Origin of the sequence: Okeania sp. SIO2B3, assembly GCF_010672525.1 — a bacterium.
Lineage (GTDB): Bacteria > Cyanobacteriota > Cyanobacteriia > Cyanobacteriales > Microcoleaceae > Okeania.
Genome location: NZ_JAAHGH010000062.1, coordinates 14,746 through 33,571, shown reverse-complemented (window position 1 = coordinate 33,571; position 18,826 = coordinate 14,746). Strand labels below are relative to the sequence as shown.

The 18,826-nt window shown below is 33.5% G+C and carries 16 protein-coding genes; 4 read left to right on the top strand and 12 right to left on the bottom strand.

What is annotated here, in order from left to right:
• Positions 1-163 precede the first annotated feature (163 nt).
• Positions 164-598 carry an ArsC/Spx/MgsR family protein gene (locus tag F6K15_RS26625; protein WP_293066632.1) on the bottom strand — a complete coding sequence of 145 codons (435 nt, stop codon included), beginning with the start codon at positions 596-598 and terminating at the stop codon, positions 164-166.
• A gap of 212 nt (positions 599-810) precedes the next feature.
• On the bottom strand, positions 811-933 hold the full coding sequence (locus F6K15_RS26620; protein ID WP_293066629.1) for a hypothetical protein: 123 nt from the start codon (positions 931-933) through the stop codon (positions 811-813).
• Positions 934-949: 16 nt separating this feature from the next.
• Here F6K15_RS26620 and F6K15_RS26615 point away from each other — a divergent pair, with 16 nt between their 5' ends.
• Positions 950-1,723 carry an amino acid ABC transporter substrate-binding protein gene (locus F6K15_RS26615; RefSeq protein WP_293066626.1) on the top strand — a complete coding sequence of 258 codons (774 nt, stop codon included), beginning with the start codon at positions 950-952 and terminating at the stop codon, positions 1,721-1,723.
• Positions 1,724-2,605: 882 nt separating this feature from the next.
• On the opposite strand, the gene F6K15_RS26610 is transcribed toward F6K15_RS26615, so the two are convergent.
• A complete protein-coding gene (locus F6K15_RS26610) occupies positions 2,606-2,731 on the bottom strand; it encodes a hypothetical protein (protein ID WP_293066623.1) in 126 nt (41 codons plus the stop codon).
• A 23-nt stretch (positions 2,732-2,754) separates the two neighbouring features.
• On the opposite strand from F6K15_RS26610, the gene F6K15_RS26605 reads away from it, so the two are divergent.
• A complete protein-coding gene (locus F6K15_RS26605; RefSeq protein WP_293066620.1) occupies positions 2,755-3,423 on the top strand; it encodes a pentapeptide repeat-containing protein in 669 nt (222 codons plus the stop codon).
• Positions 3,424-3,754: 331 nt separating this feature from the next.
• Positions 3,755-3,946 carry a hypothetical protein gene (locus F6K15_RS26600; RefSeq protein ID WP_293066617.1) on the top strand — a complete coding sequence of 64 codons (192 nt, stop codon included), beginning with the start codon at positions 3,755-3,757 and terminating at the stop codon, positions 3,944-3,946.
• 261 nt (positions 3,947-4,207) lie between these two features.
• Here F6K15_RS26600 and F6K15_RS26595 read toward each other — a convergent pair whose 3' ends face one another.
• From F6K15_RS26595 to F6K15_RS26560, 8 genes are all read right to left on the bottom strand, one after another.
• The gene (locus F6K15_RS26595; RefSeq protein ID WP_293066650.1) at positions 4,208-4,852 is read right to left on the bottom strand and encodes an RNaseH domain-containing protein; all 645 of its coding nucleotides are present in this window, start codon (positions 4,850-4,852) and stop codon (positions 4,208-4,210) included.
• 55 nt (positions 4,853-4,907) lie between these two features.
• Positions 4,908-5,093, bottom strand: coding sequence for a hypothetical protein (locus tag F6K15_RS26590; protein ID WP_293066615.1), 186 nt, complete (start codon positions 5,091-5,093; stop codon positions 4,908-4,910).
• Positions 5,094-5,555: 462 nt separating this feature from the next.
• Positions 5,556-6,647, bottom strand: coding sequence for a hypothetical protein (locus F6K15_RS26585; RefSeq protein WP_293066614.1), 1,092 nt, complete (start codon positions 6,645-6,647; stop codon positions 5,556-5,558).
• Positions 6,648-7,976: 1,329 nt separating this feature from the next.
• On the bottom strand, positions 7,977-9,653 hold the full coding sequence (locus F6K15_RS26580) for a dynamin family protein (RefSeq protein ID WP_293066612.1): 1,677 nt from the start codon (positions 9,651-9,653) through the stop codon (positions 7,977-7,979).
• 1,484 nt (positions 9,654-11,137) lie between these two features.
• Entirely contained in the window at positions 11,138-13,216 is a 2,079-nt protein-coding gene (locus F6K15_RS26575) for a dynamin family protein (RefSeq protein ID WP_293066610.1), read from the bottom strand.
• Between the two features lie 464 nt (positions 13,217-13,680).
• Positions 13,681-14,034, bottom strand: coding sequence for a hypothetical protein (locus tag F6K15_RS26570; protein WP_363268767.1), 354 nt, complete (start codon positions 14,032-14,034; stop codon positions 13,681-13,683).
• 932 nt (positions 14,035-14,966) lie between these two features.
• A complete protein-coding gene (locus F6K15_RS26565; protein WP_293066608.1) occupies positions 14,967-15,635 on the bottom strand; it encodes a phosphoribosyltransferase in 669 nt (222 codons plus the stop codon).
• 79 nt (positions 15,636-15,714) lie between these two features.
• Positions 15,715-16,941: a transposase gene (locus F6K15_RS26560; RefSeq protein ID WP_293066606.1), complete on the bottom strand. Its 1,227-nt coding sequence runs from the start codon at positions 16,939-16,941 to the stop codon at positions 15,715-15,717.
• Between the two features lie 181 nt (positions 16,942-17,122).
• Here F6K15_RS26560 and F6K15_RS26555 point away from each other — a divergent pair, with 181 nt between their 5' ends.
• Entirely contained in the window at positions 17,123-17,851 is a 729-nt protein-coding gene (locus F6K15_RS26555; protein WP_293066603.1) for a uracil-DNA glycosylase family protein, read from the top strand.
• A 97-nt stretch (positions 17,852-17,948) separates the two neighbouring features.
• Here the strand turns inward: F6K15_RS26555 and F6K15_RS26550 are convergent, their stop codons facing one another.
• Complete coding sequence (locus tag F6K15_RS26550) at positions 17,949-18,182, bottom strand: DUF167 domain-containing protein (protein ID WP_293066600.1); 234 nt, start codon at positions 18,180-18,182, stop codon at positions 17,949-17,951.
• Between the last annotated feature and the right edge of the window lie 644 nt (positions 18,183-18,826).

Sequence of the window (18,826 nt, the reverse complement as noted above, 5' to 3'; positions counted from 1 at the left end):
TGATACCAATTCACTTTAAAGATGTCACAAATAGTTTCAAACCCCATATCTGAAATAATTTCCTGAAATTACTGTGGCATCAAAATTTCGAGTCTATAAAATCTTACTTTTGTAAGGGCGAATGCTATTTGCCCCTACGACTTCCGTGAAACGGTATGAAATTCTAGTGATTATGGCTATTTGGACAAGTTTGTAAGTCTTGACCCATCAACTCCTCACTTTTTTCCCTCTGGGTTTCATCTACAGGTTGTAAACCAACCCAGTTATTCACAACTTCCACATCAAATCCCACTTCTCTACGATCGCCCACTTGCATTAGAGGACGACGGATAAGTAATGGGTCACTCAGCATCATTGTTAGAGCAGTTTCAGCATCAGTTTGTTCAGGAACTACTTCTCCAGACTTAACTTTTGGAGCAGCTTTGTTAAACCACTCTACTACTGGGCGATCGCCAAAAAATAAACGCAAATTATCTTTTGTCCAAGTTTCTTTCAACAGGTTGTGAGTTTCTAATTGATGACCCGCTGCTTCCAGCAAAGTCTTTTGCTTGGTATTATTTTTACAACCTGTTTTTTCATAAAAAATCACCTTCGCCATTGTATTATCTCCTCAGCAGTTTTTTGGTGATTTTCTAATCTTAATGCCTACTTAAATAGTAAATTGTTACCAATTATCAAGAAATTTGATTTTCAAGTATGGTATAATTTAATATCTGATTTTTATTTCAGATCAAATACTTATCAAAAACCTAATATGTTCAAGTTATCTTTTTCTTTCTTCTTTCTTCCTTTTTAAATTAATTTTGATGTTCAAGTTATCTTCTTCCTTCTTCCTTCTTCCTTCTTCCCTCTTAAATTAATTTTGATGTTCAAGTTATTTTCTTCCTTCTTCCTTCTTCCCTCTTCCTTCTTAATAGCCATATTTTTCATCATTTTTCCTCTAACAACTTTGGCAGAAACTGTAGAAAAAACTGTATTAGAAGAAATCCAAAAAACGGGGGTACTAAAAGCAGGATTTAGAAGTGATGCAGCTCCTTTTAGCTATATCGGCAGTGAAACCAATCAATTAGAAGGTTATTCTGTTGAATTGGTTAAATTAATTCATCAACGTCTAGAACAAGAACTGGGTAAATCAATCAAATTGGAGTGGCAAGAAGTATCTCTAGAAAACCGTTTTAAACTAATCCAAGATGGAAAACTAGATATTGTCTGTGCTGCTACAACTATTAATAATACGAGAGAAGAAATAGTAGATTTTTCCATTCCTTTTTTTACTACAGGCATTCAATTCTTAGTAAGAAAAACAGATGTAGAAAGATTTGACCCCATGAAAGGTACTACAGGAAAAGTATCCATAGGATTTTTAGCAGGTTCAACTACTGATGAGGAATTTCGCCCTATTTATCCCAATGCAAATTGGCAGTCAGTTTCCAACAGAGCCGAAGGTATTAGTCAATTAGATAATGGTAAAATTGATGCTGTTGCTAGTGATGGAATTTTATTACTAGGAGAAATTAGGCAACAAAATAAAACTATTAGTGAGTTTGAATTAATACCTAAAATTCCTTTTACTTTTGAAAATTATGGTTGTATTTTACCATTACAAAATCCTGATTGGGATAAATTTGTTGATACTACTATTGCTAGTAATGAAAATACCCAACTTTTGCATCAGTGGTTTGACCCTGAAAAAGGTAAATTTCCTTATGAAAGCTTCAGATAATCTATGAAATTAAATTATGAAATTGAATCAGATTTTAGATTTAATTTTTAGGGGATTAATACCAATTTGATAAATGTTTGCTACATTTTCGCATTGCGGGGGACCCACCCCTAACCCCTCCCAGGAGGGGAAATAGGGGAGTGAGTAGGGACGTTGCATAAGGGCGTCCGTACAGGGAGAGGTAAAAATAAGAATAATTAACAATAACTGGCGTGCTAATTATCAAAAAAAATATTCAGTTTGTGTTAATTACTTAATAATTGAAGTGTCACTTAAATATAGCATTCTTTTTTCACGCTTGGTATAAAACAGAAATAATTGCAGATAGCATGACTGAATGTGTGATTTTTAACCCAATTGAACGGCAACTGTTTTCTACACTTAAAATCTACCAGTGAAAAAAGCATAGCTTTGATCAAACAAAGGGAAAGAGAAACAAGAAATAGAGAAAATTATAAATTTATATCATGTCCACTGGTATCGTTTGTGTAGAACCAAGGGTGAATATCTACAGGAAATTTTTCAATAATTGATAATTGATAATGGATAATTGATAATTACCTCTCCCTAAAAGGAAGAGGATTGAATAAAAGGAAAATATTTTCTTGTTTCCCCTTTAAAGGAGAGGATTTTTACCTTAATTATTCGGTAAGCATTTCCTGCGGACTGCTGCGCAAACAGCTATTAGTAGTCAGCTATCAGCAATTAATAATGAACCTATCCCACTAATAATATTTTTGCTAAAAACCATAAATATTTTGAGAATTAAAAACCAAAAATTAAGCTTTTTAAACACATTTTACTCAAAGAAATAAGTTTGTTAAAAATAGTGGGATAGGTTCATGAATCATTATTTCTCAGGTTGGGTCTGGAAACTTGATATTAAAACTCAGACAACGCCAGACTTTTCCTTCTTCCTTCTTCCCTTTTCCCTCTTCCTTCTTCCTTCTTCCTTCTTCCTTCTTCCATAATATCCTGTTTATCTATTCTGATGAGAGTATATTTCAAAGAAAAGTTTTGATGAACATATTATGAAAATAGACGAATTATTAAGGCAGTACGCAAGAGGAGAAAGAAATTTCAGCGGTGTTTACCTACATGAAGTACATTTGCTAGAAGCTGAATTAGAAGGGGCTAATTTTTTTGAAGCTGACTTAATCGGTGCCAACCTTAGTCGGGCGAATCTCAGTCGAGTAAATCTGGCCAAAGCTAATCTCAGTCGAGCTAATCTAATTGGAGCGGATCTAAGTGGGGCAAATTTATCTGGAGCTATTCTGGCAGGGGCTAAACTCAACAAAGCTGACTTAACAGGAGCAAAACTTACTAGAGCAGACTTAAGTCGTTCTAATTTTAGTCAAGTTAATATGATTAATGCTGACCTCTCAAGAGCTATCCTCTGTGAAACAGACTTACATGGGGCCAACCTATATGGCGTGAATTTCCGACGCGCTATTCTTAATGAAGCAGACTTAATTGGAGCTAATCTTGCCAGAGCAGATATGGCAGGAGCTGATTTAATTGGAGCAAGTTTAATGAGAGCTGATTTAACAGAGGCTATTTTGAGTGCTGCGGACTTAAATGAAGCAAGTCTTTTGGGTGCTAATATTTCCAATTTGAATATAGATGGAGCAGCTCTCCAGGGAGTCATAATGCCAGATGGCGCAAGTTATGAAGAGTTTCAAAAAAGTATGCAAGATTAGTATCTAAAGCCTGACACCAATGCTAAGTTGGCAGGCTTTCTTATGTTTTGATTTTGAAGATATAAGCTACTAAATCAAAAGATTTAATTTCAATTTTTTAGCTGAAAGTCTTTCAAGGCAAGAAACCTTGATTGATAATAAATCTGAGACAGAGAAATGCTTTTTCCACTGTTCCCTGCTATAGGAGTCGAAGGAAAGATTAGGACATATCAAAAGCTTAAAACTCAGACAATACAAGATTTTTTCTTCTTCCTTCTGCTAGATAAATTAAATGACAAAAAATGAACCTAATTCTGAGATTAAAGAAATTGATTAATGGGTAGGAAAGAAAATGACAAGCACTGTTAATTTAAAAGATATTATAGCATCTTTGCCAATTTTTTTAGAATTAGCAATTTTCAAAAAATTAGCTCTATCAGGAAAAATAGAAATCAATGATAAAAACGAATTTTATCAAAATCTTATCAACATCAAGTTGATAATTTCTCATTCTATTTTTGATAGTGTATTTTACGGCTTCTAAGTTATACCAATTTGAAAAAAGAATGTTATGAATAATAAGTGCAATAAAAAGATTTTGCAGGAAATGTCCCTTTGACAAAAAAGAGAATTTACGACCCAAGAAATAACTTAACTATTTTTAGCAAATATTTATCAAATTGGTATTATAGGAGTTGAAGTAAAAGGCACGAACATATCAAAAACTTAAAACTTAGACAAAGTAAGATTTTTCCTTCTTACTTCTTCGCTCTGCTATAACTTTGGATGGGCAATAGCGTAATTATTATGACTCTATTGATTCTATAGAATCTTTGACACTAACAGCATATTCTTTTGCTTTTTGGGCAAAGATAAATGGGAAAGGTAAAGCAGTAGTTCCGCCAAAATAAGCCCATCTATTTCTGAGGCGATGGAGACAAGTTGTTAAAGTATCATATTCTAAGACAGAATAAACAATTGCTATTTCTAGAAGTGGAGGATTTCCGGCTGTTTTTTTGCCTGCCTCAAGTCGAGATTCTTTGATTTTTAGAACACCTTGTTCTGTATTTAATAGTTGTCTTAAACTGAAGTAGATAGATTGATTATTTTCATCACAAACATTATCCCAACGAAATACTCCACTGGTTCGACTTCCCGGTTTATCTTCCACAGACCAGACAGGAACTTCTTGATTTTTAGAAGTACGAATTCTGACAATTGATAACCTTTGACAGTCTGCCTGTCGTCGTAAATTTCGCTTAATTTCTTGAGGCAATGTTCCTGAAGGTAAATTAGGATTAGTTAACCATTTCAACATACCCCTAGAATTTTGAGCTTCTAACATAAATAAGACATGGGGTTGAGAATTATCTCCAATTTTTGTATATAAACAATCTTTTAAAGCTTTACTAACAAAATCATTTATTAAATTCTGCTGCTCTTTTTCTATTTATAGTATTAAATTTTCCGGCAGTTCTTGTATATAAGAAGCGGGGTCCCATTTTTCAGTCAATAAAATTTTGTAAATTTCCCAAGATGACACCCATTTTCGTTTGTTCCCGTTGTTCCCCTCGAATTCCTGAGATGTTGTAATTTCCCTCAAGTATCCCTATATGTTTTTTGCCTGGAGAAAGTAGAAATTTGTCAGGTTGATTATTGAGTACCTTTTCATCTCTTTTTCCCTGGTTCAAAAATTTCAGCACTTAATTTTAGTTGTAATTTTCCCAAAGCATCCCTATATTTTTTTCCCTGGGAATGACAGGAACTCTTAAGGTTGATTATTGAGTACCTTTTCATCTCTTTTTCCCTACTTCAAAAATTTCAGTACTTAATTTTAGTTGTAATTTCCCTCAAGTATCCCTATATGTTTTTTGCCTGGAGAAAGTAGAAATTTGTCAGTTTGATTATTGAGTACCTTTTCATCTCTTTTTCCCTGGTTCAAAAATTTCAGCACTTAATTTTAGTTGTAATTTTCCCAAAGCATCCCTATATTTATTTTCCCTGGAGAAATTAGAAATTTGTCAGGTTGATTATTGAGTACCTTTTCATCTCTTTTTCCCTGGTTCAAAAATTTCAGCTCTTAATTTTAGTTGTAATTTTCCCAAAGCATCCCTATATACTTTTTGCTTGCGAATGACAGGAATTCATAAGCTTTATTGTTGAGTAACTTTTAATATCTTTTTCGCTGCTTCAAAAATTTCAGTACTTAATTTTAGTTGCAATTTCCCCAAAGCATCCCTATATGCTTTTTGCCTGCGAATGACAGGAATTCGCAAACTTTCTCTAGCATCAGCAATCACAATAAATGTCTCTGTCGCTTCCGACTGAACCCTAACTTCTTTCACACGTTCTGGAGTAATATAAGACCAATCTTTAACATCAATTGCCCATTTAATATTTCCAGGCAATTCCACCAGTAAATCATACCAATCAACATGAGGCCATAAGGTAACTTTTGCTCCTAAATTTGTTAAATCTTCAGCTAATTTTACCTCCCAAATTCCCGGAATTGTGCCATACAAATAAACTCCATAACTCACAGCTAACCATTGGTCAACTTCTTTTTTAGGAATGGGAGATAAACGAGGAAATTTATTTGGATTTTCAGCAACAACTCGCTGACAAAAAGCATTTTTACAGCTATAACTACCATCCCTGCGTTGCCTTTCTATATACTTACATCTCGGACAAAGATGGTATTGATCATACTCATCCAAATTTGTTAATGGTTTGTAGATTTCTTGATTTTTGAAGTAATCATTTAAAGGTCTGAATGTGCGGGAATCTAAATAGTCTTCTAATTCTATTCGATGTATAACTGGTGTGGTAATAATTAGATTTCTGAAATCACGATAAGAGTCTTCTAATGAATTATCTGTACAATAATCTTTGATTTTTTTCAAAATATATTCTTGCACTTGAGCAATAGAATTTTTACCAGTAAGTGCTAAATCTTTAGCAAAGTCAGACACTAAACCATCATCTATGAAAGTTGCATCTTCAGGAATAAATTCTACTTTTTCTGCTGGCTTCCAAGACTTAATCGGTTGAGTTGCCCACTGAAAAAATTCTGGTAAATTTGTCGGTGCAGTTTCTCCTTCTAAAATTGAGATTGCTGACAATTTTGACATTCCAATACGGAGAGCTTTTGGAATTTCATTTCGCTTATCCAAATCTAACTTTTCCCACTCCACTAAACCAGTAGCTAAGTATTGGAGGGTTTTGGTTATATCTATTTCTTTCATCTTTGAAATTATGGGTTGTTACGTCTGAATAATTAGTCATTATATTTTGTAGCGACTGTCTTGCTTATTAAGCGATCGCTACAAAAATTGCCATATCTCACAAATTTAGGTTTATAGTTAAGTTTTAGTTATAAATTTTAGTCTTTTAGTTCAAAAATTTTTAATTTTGTCAGGAGTTGATGACAAAAAATCAGAGAAACTTTCTGATAAACTTAACGAGGTTTCAATATTTTTAGCACTTAAGCTAGATTTTGTGATACTCTAAATAATATTAATATCCAAGGGGTTTTTATAGCTTTTTTAAAAAATAAAGCTCCAAATACCTATAATTTCGTTGTTTTTAGAGGCAAAGACTCTTCCGTTCTTTTACCATGAATGACTAATTTTCCTCGCCTAATTTTTTGGCAGATTGATAGATTGACAATTTTGTGGTATGGAGAAGGAAAAAGAAAGAAAGAAAAATCTTTCGTTGCCTAAGTTTTAAGTTTTTGATACAGCAAATTCCTCGCATAAGAAGTACAGATATTAACAATTAAATGAATGTAAGTGCGGGCATCTTGCCCGCTATGGGTGTACCTTATACCAATTTGAAAAAAGAATGCTACAAAAAAGTAGACCTTGATCGAATATGCTTAAAAATAGCTAGTATAGTTCATTTTAGATAGTTATTTATATCGTTTTTCCATTTTTTAAAATATTTATCCCTTCTTCCTTCTTCCCTCTTCCTTCTTTCGTACGGACGTTGCATAAGGGCGTCCCTACCATTTGTAACAAAAATTTATCACGCTTGGTATTACGAATAATAAGCATGAGAAAAAGACTTTACAGGAGGTCTACCTTTGACAAGAATGGTTTACTATTTCTCCTAATATATAAGGTATATATAAAGTTGGTTTAACTGCCAGAATAAAGTTTTTCTTTCTTACCTGTTCCCTGTTCCCTTTTCCATAAAAATCTACAATCTCTCACAATTCAAATAAGACTGCTGTATCTATATATTGACATAGAGTTGTTACCTAAATTTTCATCAAAACATAAAGGGACTTTGGCAGCAATTTTTATTCAAACTCAATTTCAAAGGTTGCTTTTACCTTTCTCAAAATGTAAGCATTTCCTGCGGAATGCTGCGCAAACAGCTATTCGCCGTCAGCTAGCCTCCTTTCCTGCGGAATGCTGCGCAAACGGAGGAACTGCGTTAACAGCAATAAGACCTTGTGCTTAAGGACGGGGTTGAAATTAATACAGACTTTGGAGCTGACTTTTGTAGTAATATTTTTCGTTTCTCAATTAATAAAGCTTTTATAACTCACTAAAAGCAATAGCTGATAGCTAATAGCTGACGGCTGAATGCTTACCTAAAAATTCCAATTCTTGATTTATTTCTGCCGACAAATTATTCAATAACTGTAATTTATTCCTTAACTTAATTGCCTCTGGTGACTGCTGACTAATAGGAACCTTAATCACTTTTTCTGCCTTTTCTTCATATTCCTCAACTGCTTTTAAAGCTACAGCACTAAAACGACTTAAATAATCTCTAGCCGCATTAGCATAAGCTTGTTTTACCTGCTGCTGATAACTATCTAAATTTTGTGATTTATTCTGTTTATTATCGCTCAAAAAATAGGTCGCACCACCAGCAACTGCAGCACCCATTGGACCTCCTAATAACCAACCTATTCCAGTGGCGATCGCTATATTTTTTACCCCTCCTGATTTTTTGGTTTCTGATGGGGGTGGGGATGGCAAAAAAACTTTAGGAGCTTCAGGGAATGTGATAATTAATTCTGCTGGTTCTTCTTGTTGAAAAAACTCACAAGCTTTATCTATCCATTCAGTAATTTCTTGTTTATATTTAAGCACTTCCGGTCTAAATTTTTCTGACTCCCAAATATTAAAAGTTCTTTGTTCCAAAACTATAGCTAATTCAAATTGATGGCGCTCTAAAAGTTTAGTTAAATATAACCAACTTTGGAAATTTGAACTACTTTTTTGAAAGCCTTGTTTAATTAATTTTTCTGCCCGCTTTTGAATTTCAAATTTTTCACTTTTCTGCTCTTGGATAGCAATTAACTCTTTAGTTACCTCCTTAGCACTAGCTTTTATGACTTGACATAACTGAGAAGCGATCGCCTGTATTCTTGGCAATTGAATATCTATCTTTTTCCCATGAGTTTCAACAATATTTTGTACAGCAGATTCAAAAATTGCTAAACCCGTTGTTTGTGCCACAGAAATATCACCTTTTAACCGACCCCGCAAAGCAGGTAAAGCATCAACTCGATATAAATTACTAATATTATTTGGTAGCTCCGAACGAAAACTTTCTGCCACAAACCGCATTCTATTGTCAACTTCTTTTTGTTCGTCTGGCGCTAGTAAATTCATAAAATTAACAACAAAAATTACTGTATTAATACCTCTTTCCCACAACCAATCTCTGAGATTTTCTCGTTCTCCTAAAGTCATCAAATTTCTGGCATCTAAAACCTGTACTACTAAATCGGCAGTTAATAATTTATCCTGCACCAAAATATCTTGAGCGACCCTGTCATTTGTTCCTGGTAAATCTAAAAATTCTACTCCTCTTTTCAAGAAAGAATGAGGGCAATAAACTTCGACTGAAGTCACATCATCTCGCATTCGACGGTTATTATCTAGCACTGCATATTGTTTGAGAATTTCTGTACCAGTTTCACAAATTTGACTTCCATCTTTCAGATTAATTTTAGTCTGTAACTCTCTGCCATATTTGATAGAAATTGCAGCTCCAGTAGTAGGAATCAAATCAATAGGTAATGTACGTTGACCTAAAAAAGCATTTAGTAAAGTAGATTTGCCATAATTAAATGGAGCAAAAACAGCAATTTTAAAATCAGGATTTTTGAGATATTCACAAATAAAAAATACATCTTTTCTTAGTTGTGACTCTGGCTCAAGTTCTAACATTCCTAGAGCAGAATTAAAATAATTAATTAGATTATGATAATTTTCTTGTTGTTGCATTTTTTTTAATCAAACGGAGTAGGGAGTAGGGAGTAGAAAAAAGGAAAAACAACTGTACCTCAGTAACTTGAAAAACCCTATACATACAGAATATAGCTGTTTATCCAAACAAAATTATCGATTTCAGGCAGTTGTTACTCAGCAATTATAGAACAATTTTTTCCAAGCTTAAAAAAATCACATAAATTCATAGCTTCTAACTACTAACTATTGACTATTGACTATTAGTAACCCTATGTCTTGTTAAAATATACCTATAAAACCGTTTTTTTTAGGGAGTAGGGAGTAGAAAAAAGGAAAAACAACTGTACCTCAGTAACTTGAAAAACCCTATACATACAGAATATAGCTGTTTATCCAAACAAAATTATCGATTTCAGGCAGTTGTTACTCAGCAATTATAGAACAATTTTTTCCAAGCTTAAAAAAATCACATAAATTCATAGCTCCTAACTACTAACTATTGACTATTAGTAACCCTATGTCTTGTCTAAATATACCTATAAAACTACTTTTTTAGCGAGTAGGGAGTAGAGAGTAGGGAATAGGGAATAGGGAATAGGGAGTAGGGAATAGAAAAGAAGAAAAACAAATTTACCTCAATAACTTGAAAAACCCTATACACAAAGAATATAGCTGTTTATCCAAACAAAATTATCGATTTGCTGACAGTTGTTACTCAGCAATTCTAAAGCAAATTTTTCCAAGCTTAAAAAAATCACATAAATTCATAGCTCCTAACTACTAACGATTGACTATTAGTAACCCTATGTCTTGTCTAAATATACCTATAAAACTACTTTTTTAGCGAATAGGGAGTAGAAAAGAGGAAAAACAAATGTACCTCAGTAACTTGAAAAACCCTATACATACAGAATATAGCTGTTTATCCAAACAAAATTATCGATTTGCTGACAGTTGTTACTCAGCAATTCTAAAGCAAATTTTTCCAAGCTTAAAAAAATCACATAAATTCATAGCTCCTAACTACTAACTATTGGTAAGCATTTTCTGCGGACTGCTGCGCAAACAGCTATTAGCAGTCAGCTATCAGAAATTAATAATTATTTATTACTTTTAAGGTTTAGGAAGGAGACTTTAACAGTAATTTTTATTATGTCTCAATTTCTCAATTATTCTTACCGAATAATTAATATTAATAATTAAATAATTCGTGCCTTGAAGCCGACCCTTTTAAGGGGAAAAAAGCGGTCGTTTTGCTGGCGCATAACTACGTTAACGCTACGCGACATGTTTGCGGAGCATTCCGTCAGGAAAAAGCGCAGCTTCCCGTAGGGTTGGATGGATGGGTTTCCTAACCATATCCAATCGACCAAGAGAAGAAATAATATTTCCTTATATTCAATTCCGTAACGCTTTTAACCAGAGGTAATTATCAATTAATGAACTTCCCCAAAATTAATAGCTGATAGCTAATAGCTGACGGCTGTTTGCGCAGCATTCCGCAGGAAATGCTTACAAACTTAAGCCACTGCTTTGAGAAAATTATCGCAGACAGTTTCAATATTTTTATACTCAGACGATACATCAATTTCTAACTGCTGAAACCTAGCTAACTCAGCACCGCGATTAATTTCTCGTTCCTCTTTTTGCTTCAGTAAATTATCTAATTCTCTTTTGCGAGATTGAATATCATCATCTATCCTTTCACTCACTTCTCCCTCATAAATATCAAAGCATTCTTTAATCGCATCATAAACTGGTTGCCACTGTTCTTGAGCAACTTGAGGCAAATGTTTGACCAGTTCTTTTTTAGTTACTTGAACTAATTTTTTTCTGGCTTGGTCTGCCTGCATTGCCCCTACTCCTAAGCCTAATAATGCTAAACCAATAGGACCTAAAGTTATGCCACTAATAGTAGCAATAATTGTTCCTATTCCAGCTACAGTAACTAAGTTTAATAAAATATTTTTCCAGTCAAAACCAACTCCTGCCATTGCCATACCAGCAATATTTCCTCTAGCTAAAGAAAATAATCCCATTGCCCATTTTGCCCAAGCCGGAGAGTCATCTTCTGTAGCAGAATTGCCAAAAGATTTAACTTTTTTTCCAGTAATTTTTTCAGTAATTTTATCTGTCACTGTATTGTAAGAGGCACCATAATGTGCAGCTCTTCTTGAAAGTTGTAAAAATGCTGCATCCATTTCATTTTCCACAGTTATTGTCCAGGCAGATAATTTATCATTAATATATTGTTCAAAGGCTTTTTTTAATTCTGTTTCAAATGTTTCTCGTTTCTCTTTATTCAGAAAATCCATAAAGTTTAAATCTGGCTGATAACGCAAAAAGTCAGTCTCGAAAGTATCGCCTAAATTTAAGATATAAGAGCGAAAAGAATCAGCCACAATTTTAGCTTTTTTATCCCGAACAGTCCTAATCTCCTCTTGAAATTGGTCGCGAATCTCTGTAAGTTTTTTAAACTCCGGTTCCACAGAATTAATCTTAACTTTTAACTCATTTACATCCTCATCTAATAAAGGTTTTCTTCTAGCGATCGCCTCTTTCATCCGACTATTAGCTTGACTAGCTAAAGTCTGAGCTTGTCGAAATTCTTGAGCTGCTCTTTCTTTAGTTAAAAAAGTATTCAAAGCACCCATAAATTCTGGAAAACCTGTTCCTTCCAGAGAAACAAAACTATCTTTTATCCGCCGTCGCAAAGCAGGTAAAGAAGATATTTCAAATACCCTTTCTGGATAAATATCTTGACCATCAACTATGCAATATTCAGCCAAGTTAGCATGAAAAACTTTTCTAATTTTTGCGGATGCTTCTGCTAATTCTTCCAGATCGTCTGGGTCTATTAAACTTTCTCTAACTTGGTCTGAACCATTAATTAGAAAAAATACACTCAAACCTCTACCTTTAATATAATTTTCTAAATAGCGACGCTCTCCCAAAGTACAAGGTTGAGTTGCCCTCATCACAAATAAAATTGCATGACAACTATTTATATATCCCAGGGATAATTCATTTCGAGCTTCCGTATCATTCAATCCTGGAGTATCAACAATTTCAACTCCTTTTTCTAATAGCGGTAAAGGATATTCAACCACAGCATAATCAACATCAGGAAAAGCTTGTTTTTTCTCCTTTTCTAATTTTTTAGCTTCTGCGGGGTCAATTGTATAATTACCCTTAAAACTTTTAAAATCTAAATCTTCAGGATTTTTCCCATCATTAAAATAAATCGTCACTTTTTTCTCTACTCCGTAGCGCAAAACAGTTAGTAAAGCAGTGCAAGGATTAACATCACTGGGAAGAATATTTTCACCAATTAAAGCATTTAAAAAAGTGCTTTTACCTCGTTTCATATCTCCCAAAACCATCAATCTAAACACACCCTCTCTGAGATTCTTACTAGAAGCTTTCATATCTTCTATTTCTCTGTCTAAACCAAACTCACCAGAAGTTTCTTTACCTGCAAATTCTGCTGTTTCTAATATTTGTGCAATTTTTCCTAAACTCTCAGCAACCTCAACACGAACTTTTGCTACTTTTGCCAAATCTTGGATAAAATTTTCAATTTCTATTTTGTCAATCATATTGTTTTTTTCTCTAGATTTAATAGTCAAAGATATACAGTAGTTTGTTAATTTCTGGATATACAAAGTTGCAGACAACATCCTTACAAAGTATGGAAGTTCAAGAAGTCAGAAGTGTGTTTGGACCGAAAGTCAGAAATTACAATTAGTCGGAGATTGTTAATCACCACTAATTTTCAACCGCTAAAATGAAATTTATAGCGGGGGTAGCGTCACCCTATTTCTCCCTTTAGAAAAGTAAGTATTTAGTTAGAAATTTTACCCTAACTGAATATAAGCAACTTTAAAAAGTAGAAAAATTTCCACCTTACTCCCTAAAGTTAGCACCTATAGAAAGTGGAATGTAAAGTCAAAAAATTAGTCAACCTTATTCATTTCCTCTTTTCCCCTCAAGTAAAGAAAAAATACCCTCGAAGAAAAGTTTTTCCTTCCTATTTATGCTTAATTCGTTAAAAATTTTATTCTCAACGAATTAAATCAGCAAAACTATAAGTGCTAAGAATTAACAATAGTATAGCTGTGAATTGGGAAGCCTGTATTTGAGGAGATGATGCCAGTGCTTCTCTCACTAAAATAGAAATAGAAGAACCCATTACATAACTCAGACATAATACTAAATATTGCCATTTATCTGTAACACTCCAACACAATAATAATACTATGGCAAAGACTAACATTATTAACTCGACAAAACCAGGTGGATTATATTGTATGCCACTCCTAATATTTTGCCACCACAGTTGTAAAATTCTCATATTTTTGACATCAAATAAAATCACAAAATTTCGACTAATTACCATAAAATAAATTAATGGCATTTGTATTTTATTAGCAATTATTTTCCTGGCTAGTTGATACAGTTAATCTTAAAAAAATTTCTGGAATAATAAATTTATCTTTTACTATTTTTTTTGTGTTATATCAAATCTTACCAATTTTTGCTACATCTTCTTGAGAGCATAAAGGCCGGGAGTAGGTCATTTCAGTTATCAGTTATCAGTACCTCTGCAATAAGGAAGCTTGACATATGTTCTCTTAGTCGATTAGATATGGTGAGTTTTCCTTGCCATATCTCGACCGCTGTTTATTCCTTTAAAATGGAGAGGCTTTAGACAAAAATTTTCGGTAAATAACCAATAAGATATCTTAACTTCATACAAATAATTACTAAAAATATTACTGAACAATTATTATTACTGAATAACTAGAGTCTTCAATAAGAATCGCATTATTTTTAGGAATTGGTCTGATCTCAAATCCGGTAGCATCAGTATTATAAATAGTTCAACCATCTTAACTCACAATCAAGAAAGAGGAAAGAAGATTTTAAATAATACCAAATCTGGTTTTCATACCATCTGCTATTTATGTTATTTATAAAGTATAAATCATTGATATAATAAAATTTAGTCAATATTTAAAAACGAGTTTTTCAACTCCAGAATTGGTATAAGGAAATTTACTCAGTTTTTATATAAACGATACTAACAGGCATGATGTTTTCGAATAGCACAACGATACTTTACAGCGAAAAAATAAATTGTACTCCTATCACAAAAATACTTTTTCATAAACTGAATATCTAAATAATTTGTTATTTGTCGCTATATTTAACTTAGATGATTAAATCATCTAAAAATATTTCTCCAGTTCCAAATTATTACAGCGCTTCCCGTTGCCCGTGAGGTACAATAAATGGACTTTTGACAGAGTAAATATTTTTTGCTTATTCCCTACTCCCCCTGCCCTATCATAACCACTCATTCTGTTGCTGGAGACAAGCCAAAGCAACCTCCATTTCCACCTGAGAAAACTCAGCATAAAATCGACTCACACTCAAAAAAGGCTGAGGAGTTTCCAATACAATTAAGCGATCGCAACAATCTTCCAAAGATTTAATCAATTCTGGAGGGGCAACTGGCACAGATATCCAGACAGCATTCGGCTTCTGCAACTTAATAGACTTTAATGCAGCTACCATAGTCATACCCGTAGCTATTCCGTCATCAACTAAAATTACTAACCTACCTAGAGGAATAACTTCAGGCTTTCCACCACTAAGACATTCTAATTGAGACTGTGCTTTTTCCCTTGCTCTTTCAATTATAGTCTTTTGGACTTGTAAATTGCGTGGTTTGTGCCTCGACCAAACTATACAACCATCCGCTGTCACAGCACCAAGAGCCAATTCTGGATTATCCGGTAAAGTAATTTTCTTCGCCACCACCACACTCAAAGGACAACCCAACCGACGCGCAATAGTTACTGCTACTGGCAACCCCCCTCTTGGTAGACCATAGACAATAGGCTTAATCATCCACTCAGTAGTCAAACTCATTTGACAAAAATCTGAAAAAATAACCTCGGCCAATTTTTCTCCAGCATCAGTGCGGTCTCGAAATATGGGAATAGATGACATAATTTTCTCCAGCTACTGACACTTATATTTTACCTAATGGCCTTTAAGTTGAGACTTTCTACCGCTCAACTAAACTTACTCAAAAATCTGAAAGCTTAGTTGCTCGTAGTGGATCGACCACCACAGGGTTAAACGGCAAACCCTTTATTCCTTGGTCAAAGACATCAGGAATTACTTTTTTAATAATATTCAACGAGCCATTGACATCTGCATTTAATAATTTATTTTCCCTGGTTTTATACAACCCTCTTGTTACTCTTCTTCCACTAAATTTCGGTTTTTTATCTCCATATTTTGGTAAATCATCCCCATCTAAACAGCTCGACTGAGATGTATAAGATTCTTCTGTAATTATTACTTTTATCCCTCTTAATTGGGCTTTATATGTTAATATCTCTATTAACTTATAATGAGGGATATTCACAAATTGTTGATTATTCTTTTTACCTAATTTTACCTCTTGTTTCCAAGTCTGATTATGCCCAATAATTAATTGGCCTATTTCATGTTTGACACACCAATCTATTACTCTTTTACTTGCTGTATGGAGATAGTTTTCTACTCGACAATTTCGTTTGTGAGTTAATTTTTTTAACCGATGAGAATGATTTTGATTATTTAATTGAGATTGTAAAGAAGAGCGCTGTTTATTATAAAATGTGTTAATGGCTTTTAATGGTCTGCCTTTTATCAAAAAAGGTGATACTCCTGTTTGATTTGTCGTTACAGCTATTAAATTATTTACGCCTAAATCTACTCCTGCTATTTGTTGATTTTCTGTAATTTCCTCCGCTTTTTCATAGACTATTTCTATAAGATAACAGCTACTTTTGGGGATGATTCTGGCTTCTATTATTTCTGTCTGTGAAGTGGGAATTTTTATTTCACTCATCGACAGATGACAAATTCCTTTTTTTAAGTTTTTTTTGTAAATTGATTCATTAGGATAGGGCAGAATATTTCGGCCTTTTGTTTTATGTTTATATTTGGGGATTTTTGGTTTTCCTAAAAATTTGTTTGGCTGTTTTTTCCACTCTCTTAAAGCTGCAAAATAGCTATTCCAAGCTGAGTCTAATCTTCTGATTATTTGCTTACTTACTTTGGTCGGTAAAGCTTGATAATCGTCACTTTTAGATACCTTGTGATAAAGTTCATTAAAATTTAATTTCTTTCGATCAGAAAAGAAATATTGACGATAATGGTAATTGGCTAAGTTAAACAGATTTTTTGACAAAAAAGCCTTGTGGTCAGCTTGTGACCACAAATCATGTGATTTGCTGATAACATGACGTTCAACTAGCTTCATATCTTAAATTGTAGCTGATAACTACTCAATGGATAAACAACTGAGAAAAATTACCCATTTTAGTTTTATAGCTATATTTATGAGTAATTTTGATAAACTTTAGATAAGTTTTCGCTTTCTGTATTTACCCCAAAACTTTAGATTAAACACATAGTGGCAGTTTATTCCTAAATCTCCTTTCATGTCTAACGAAAAACAACTGAGTCTCTTTGACTGGTCAAACAATAATTATTCTGAGGAATCTACCTCTGATTCTGACTTCGACTCCAAGCTCATTCCCACAGATGCTAAAATTCCCATTCCATCAGAAACATATCAAACAATGGAGCAAATAGCAGTTCATTGTAACCAATGTTGCAGATGTAAACTAGGAGAAAACCGTACTAACGCTGTCATTGGTAGAGGCAACCCCCAGGCAAAAATTATGATTATAGGGGAAGCACCCGGTCAAAATGAAGACGAACAAGGCTTACCATTCGTTGGTAGGTCTGGGCAACTGCTGGACAAAATTTTGGAGTCGGTGGAGCTAAGTAGCGATCGCCACGTTTATATTTCTAATGCTATTAGATGTCGGCCACCAGAAAATCGGACTCCGACAACTCAAGAAATAGAAGCTTGTAAACCATACTTACTAGAGCAAATACGTCTTGTAGACCCGAAAATTATTCTTTTAACTGGAGCAACGGCAGTTAAAGCTTTGACTGGTGAGAAACGGGGTATAACTAAAATAAGAGGCCAATGGCTGGAGTGGGAAGGGCGACTTTGTATGCCCATTTTTCATCCAGCTTATCTTTTGCGTAATCCTTCTAGGGAACCGGGGAAACCAAAGTGGTTAATGTGGCAAGATATTCAGGCAGTTAAACAAAAATTACATGAATTAGAAGGTGAAAATAATTCTATAGATTTTTGAACAAGGAGCTAGAAAAAGTCGAGGAATTCACCCCAACTAATTAAAACTGTGTGTAAGACTGCCTAAGAATTAGCCTCTTTAGACACAGAATAATTTGTTAAATTTCTGGTAGAGGTATTTCAATCAATTTACTCTTTGAAGATAAACCCGATTTAATTGTAATTTCTGATTTTTTCACATTAAACTTTTTTGCCAATAGTTTGATTAATTCTTGATTAGCTTTACCATCTACTGGTGGAGACTTCAAACATATTTTGAAACTGCCATCTACTTCTGCTTCAATACTTTGTTGTTGAGAATTTGGTTTAACTTTTACTTTGAAAATAGCCATGATTAGGGTTTGCTGAAACAGTCTTTTTGCCTGGGTAGGAGTCAGGGATACCGATTCATGATTTAGTATAAATAATTGTCTTAAAGTAAGCATTCAGCTGTCAGCCATTAGCTAACATTAGCTATCAGCTATTACTTTTATAGCAATCAGGAATCAGTTGTGAGAATTGAGATGTTCCTTAAAAGTATAGAATATAGCAATTATTATTTTTATATGATACGTTTTTGTCTTCTTCTCTGTCCCCTGTTCCCTTTTTCCTGTTCCCTAAAAATTTTCAATATCTCACAACTCAAATCATATTGCTATAGTTTAGGAGAAAAGCTTTACTAATTGTCTTAACTACAAAAGTTGCTTTCCTTGCCCTTCAAATATATATTGATTTAAACACTGTTCTTAAGGAGATAATCTTGTGGCTGATAGCTGAATGCTTACGTCTTAAATTTGTATTTTTAGGTTTGTTTAAAATGTGATTATTTTCAGATTTTTGGAGTAAAAAAACAGTAAGAAAACTGCATTTTTTTCGTAAAATAAGAAGGCTTTTAGAGTTAATTAGCAAATTCTAATTAAGTTACCAATAAAAAATCCCACAAATTAAACTATCAAAGATATAGTTATTTTAGTTTAGATTGAGACAAGCATTTCTT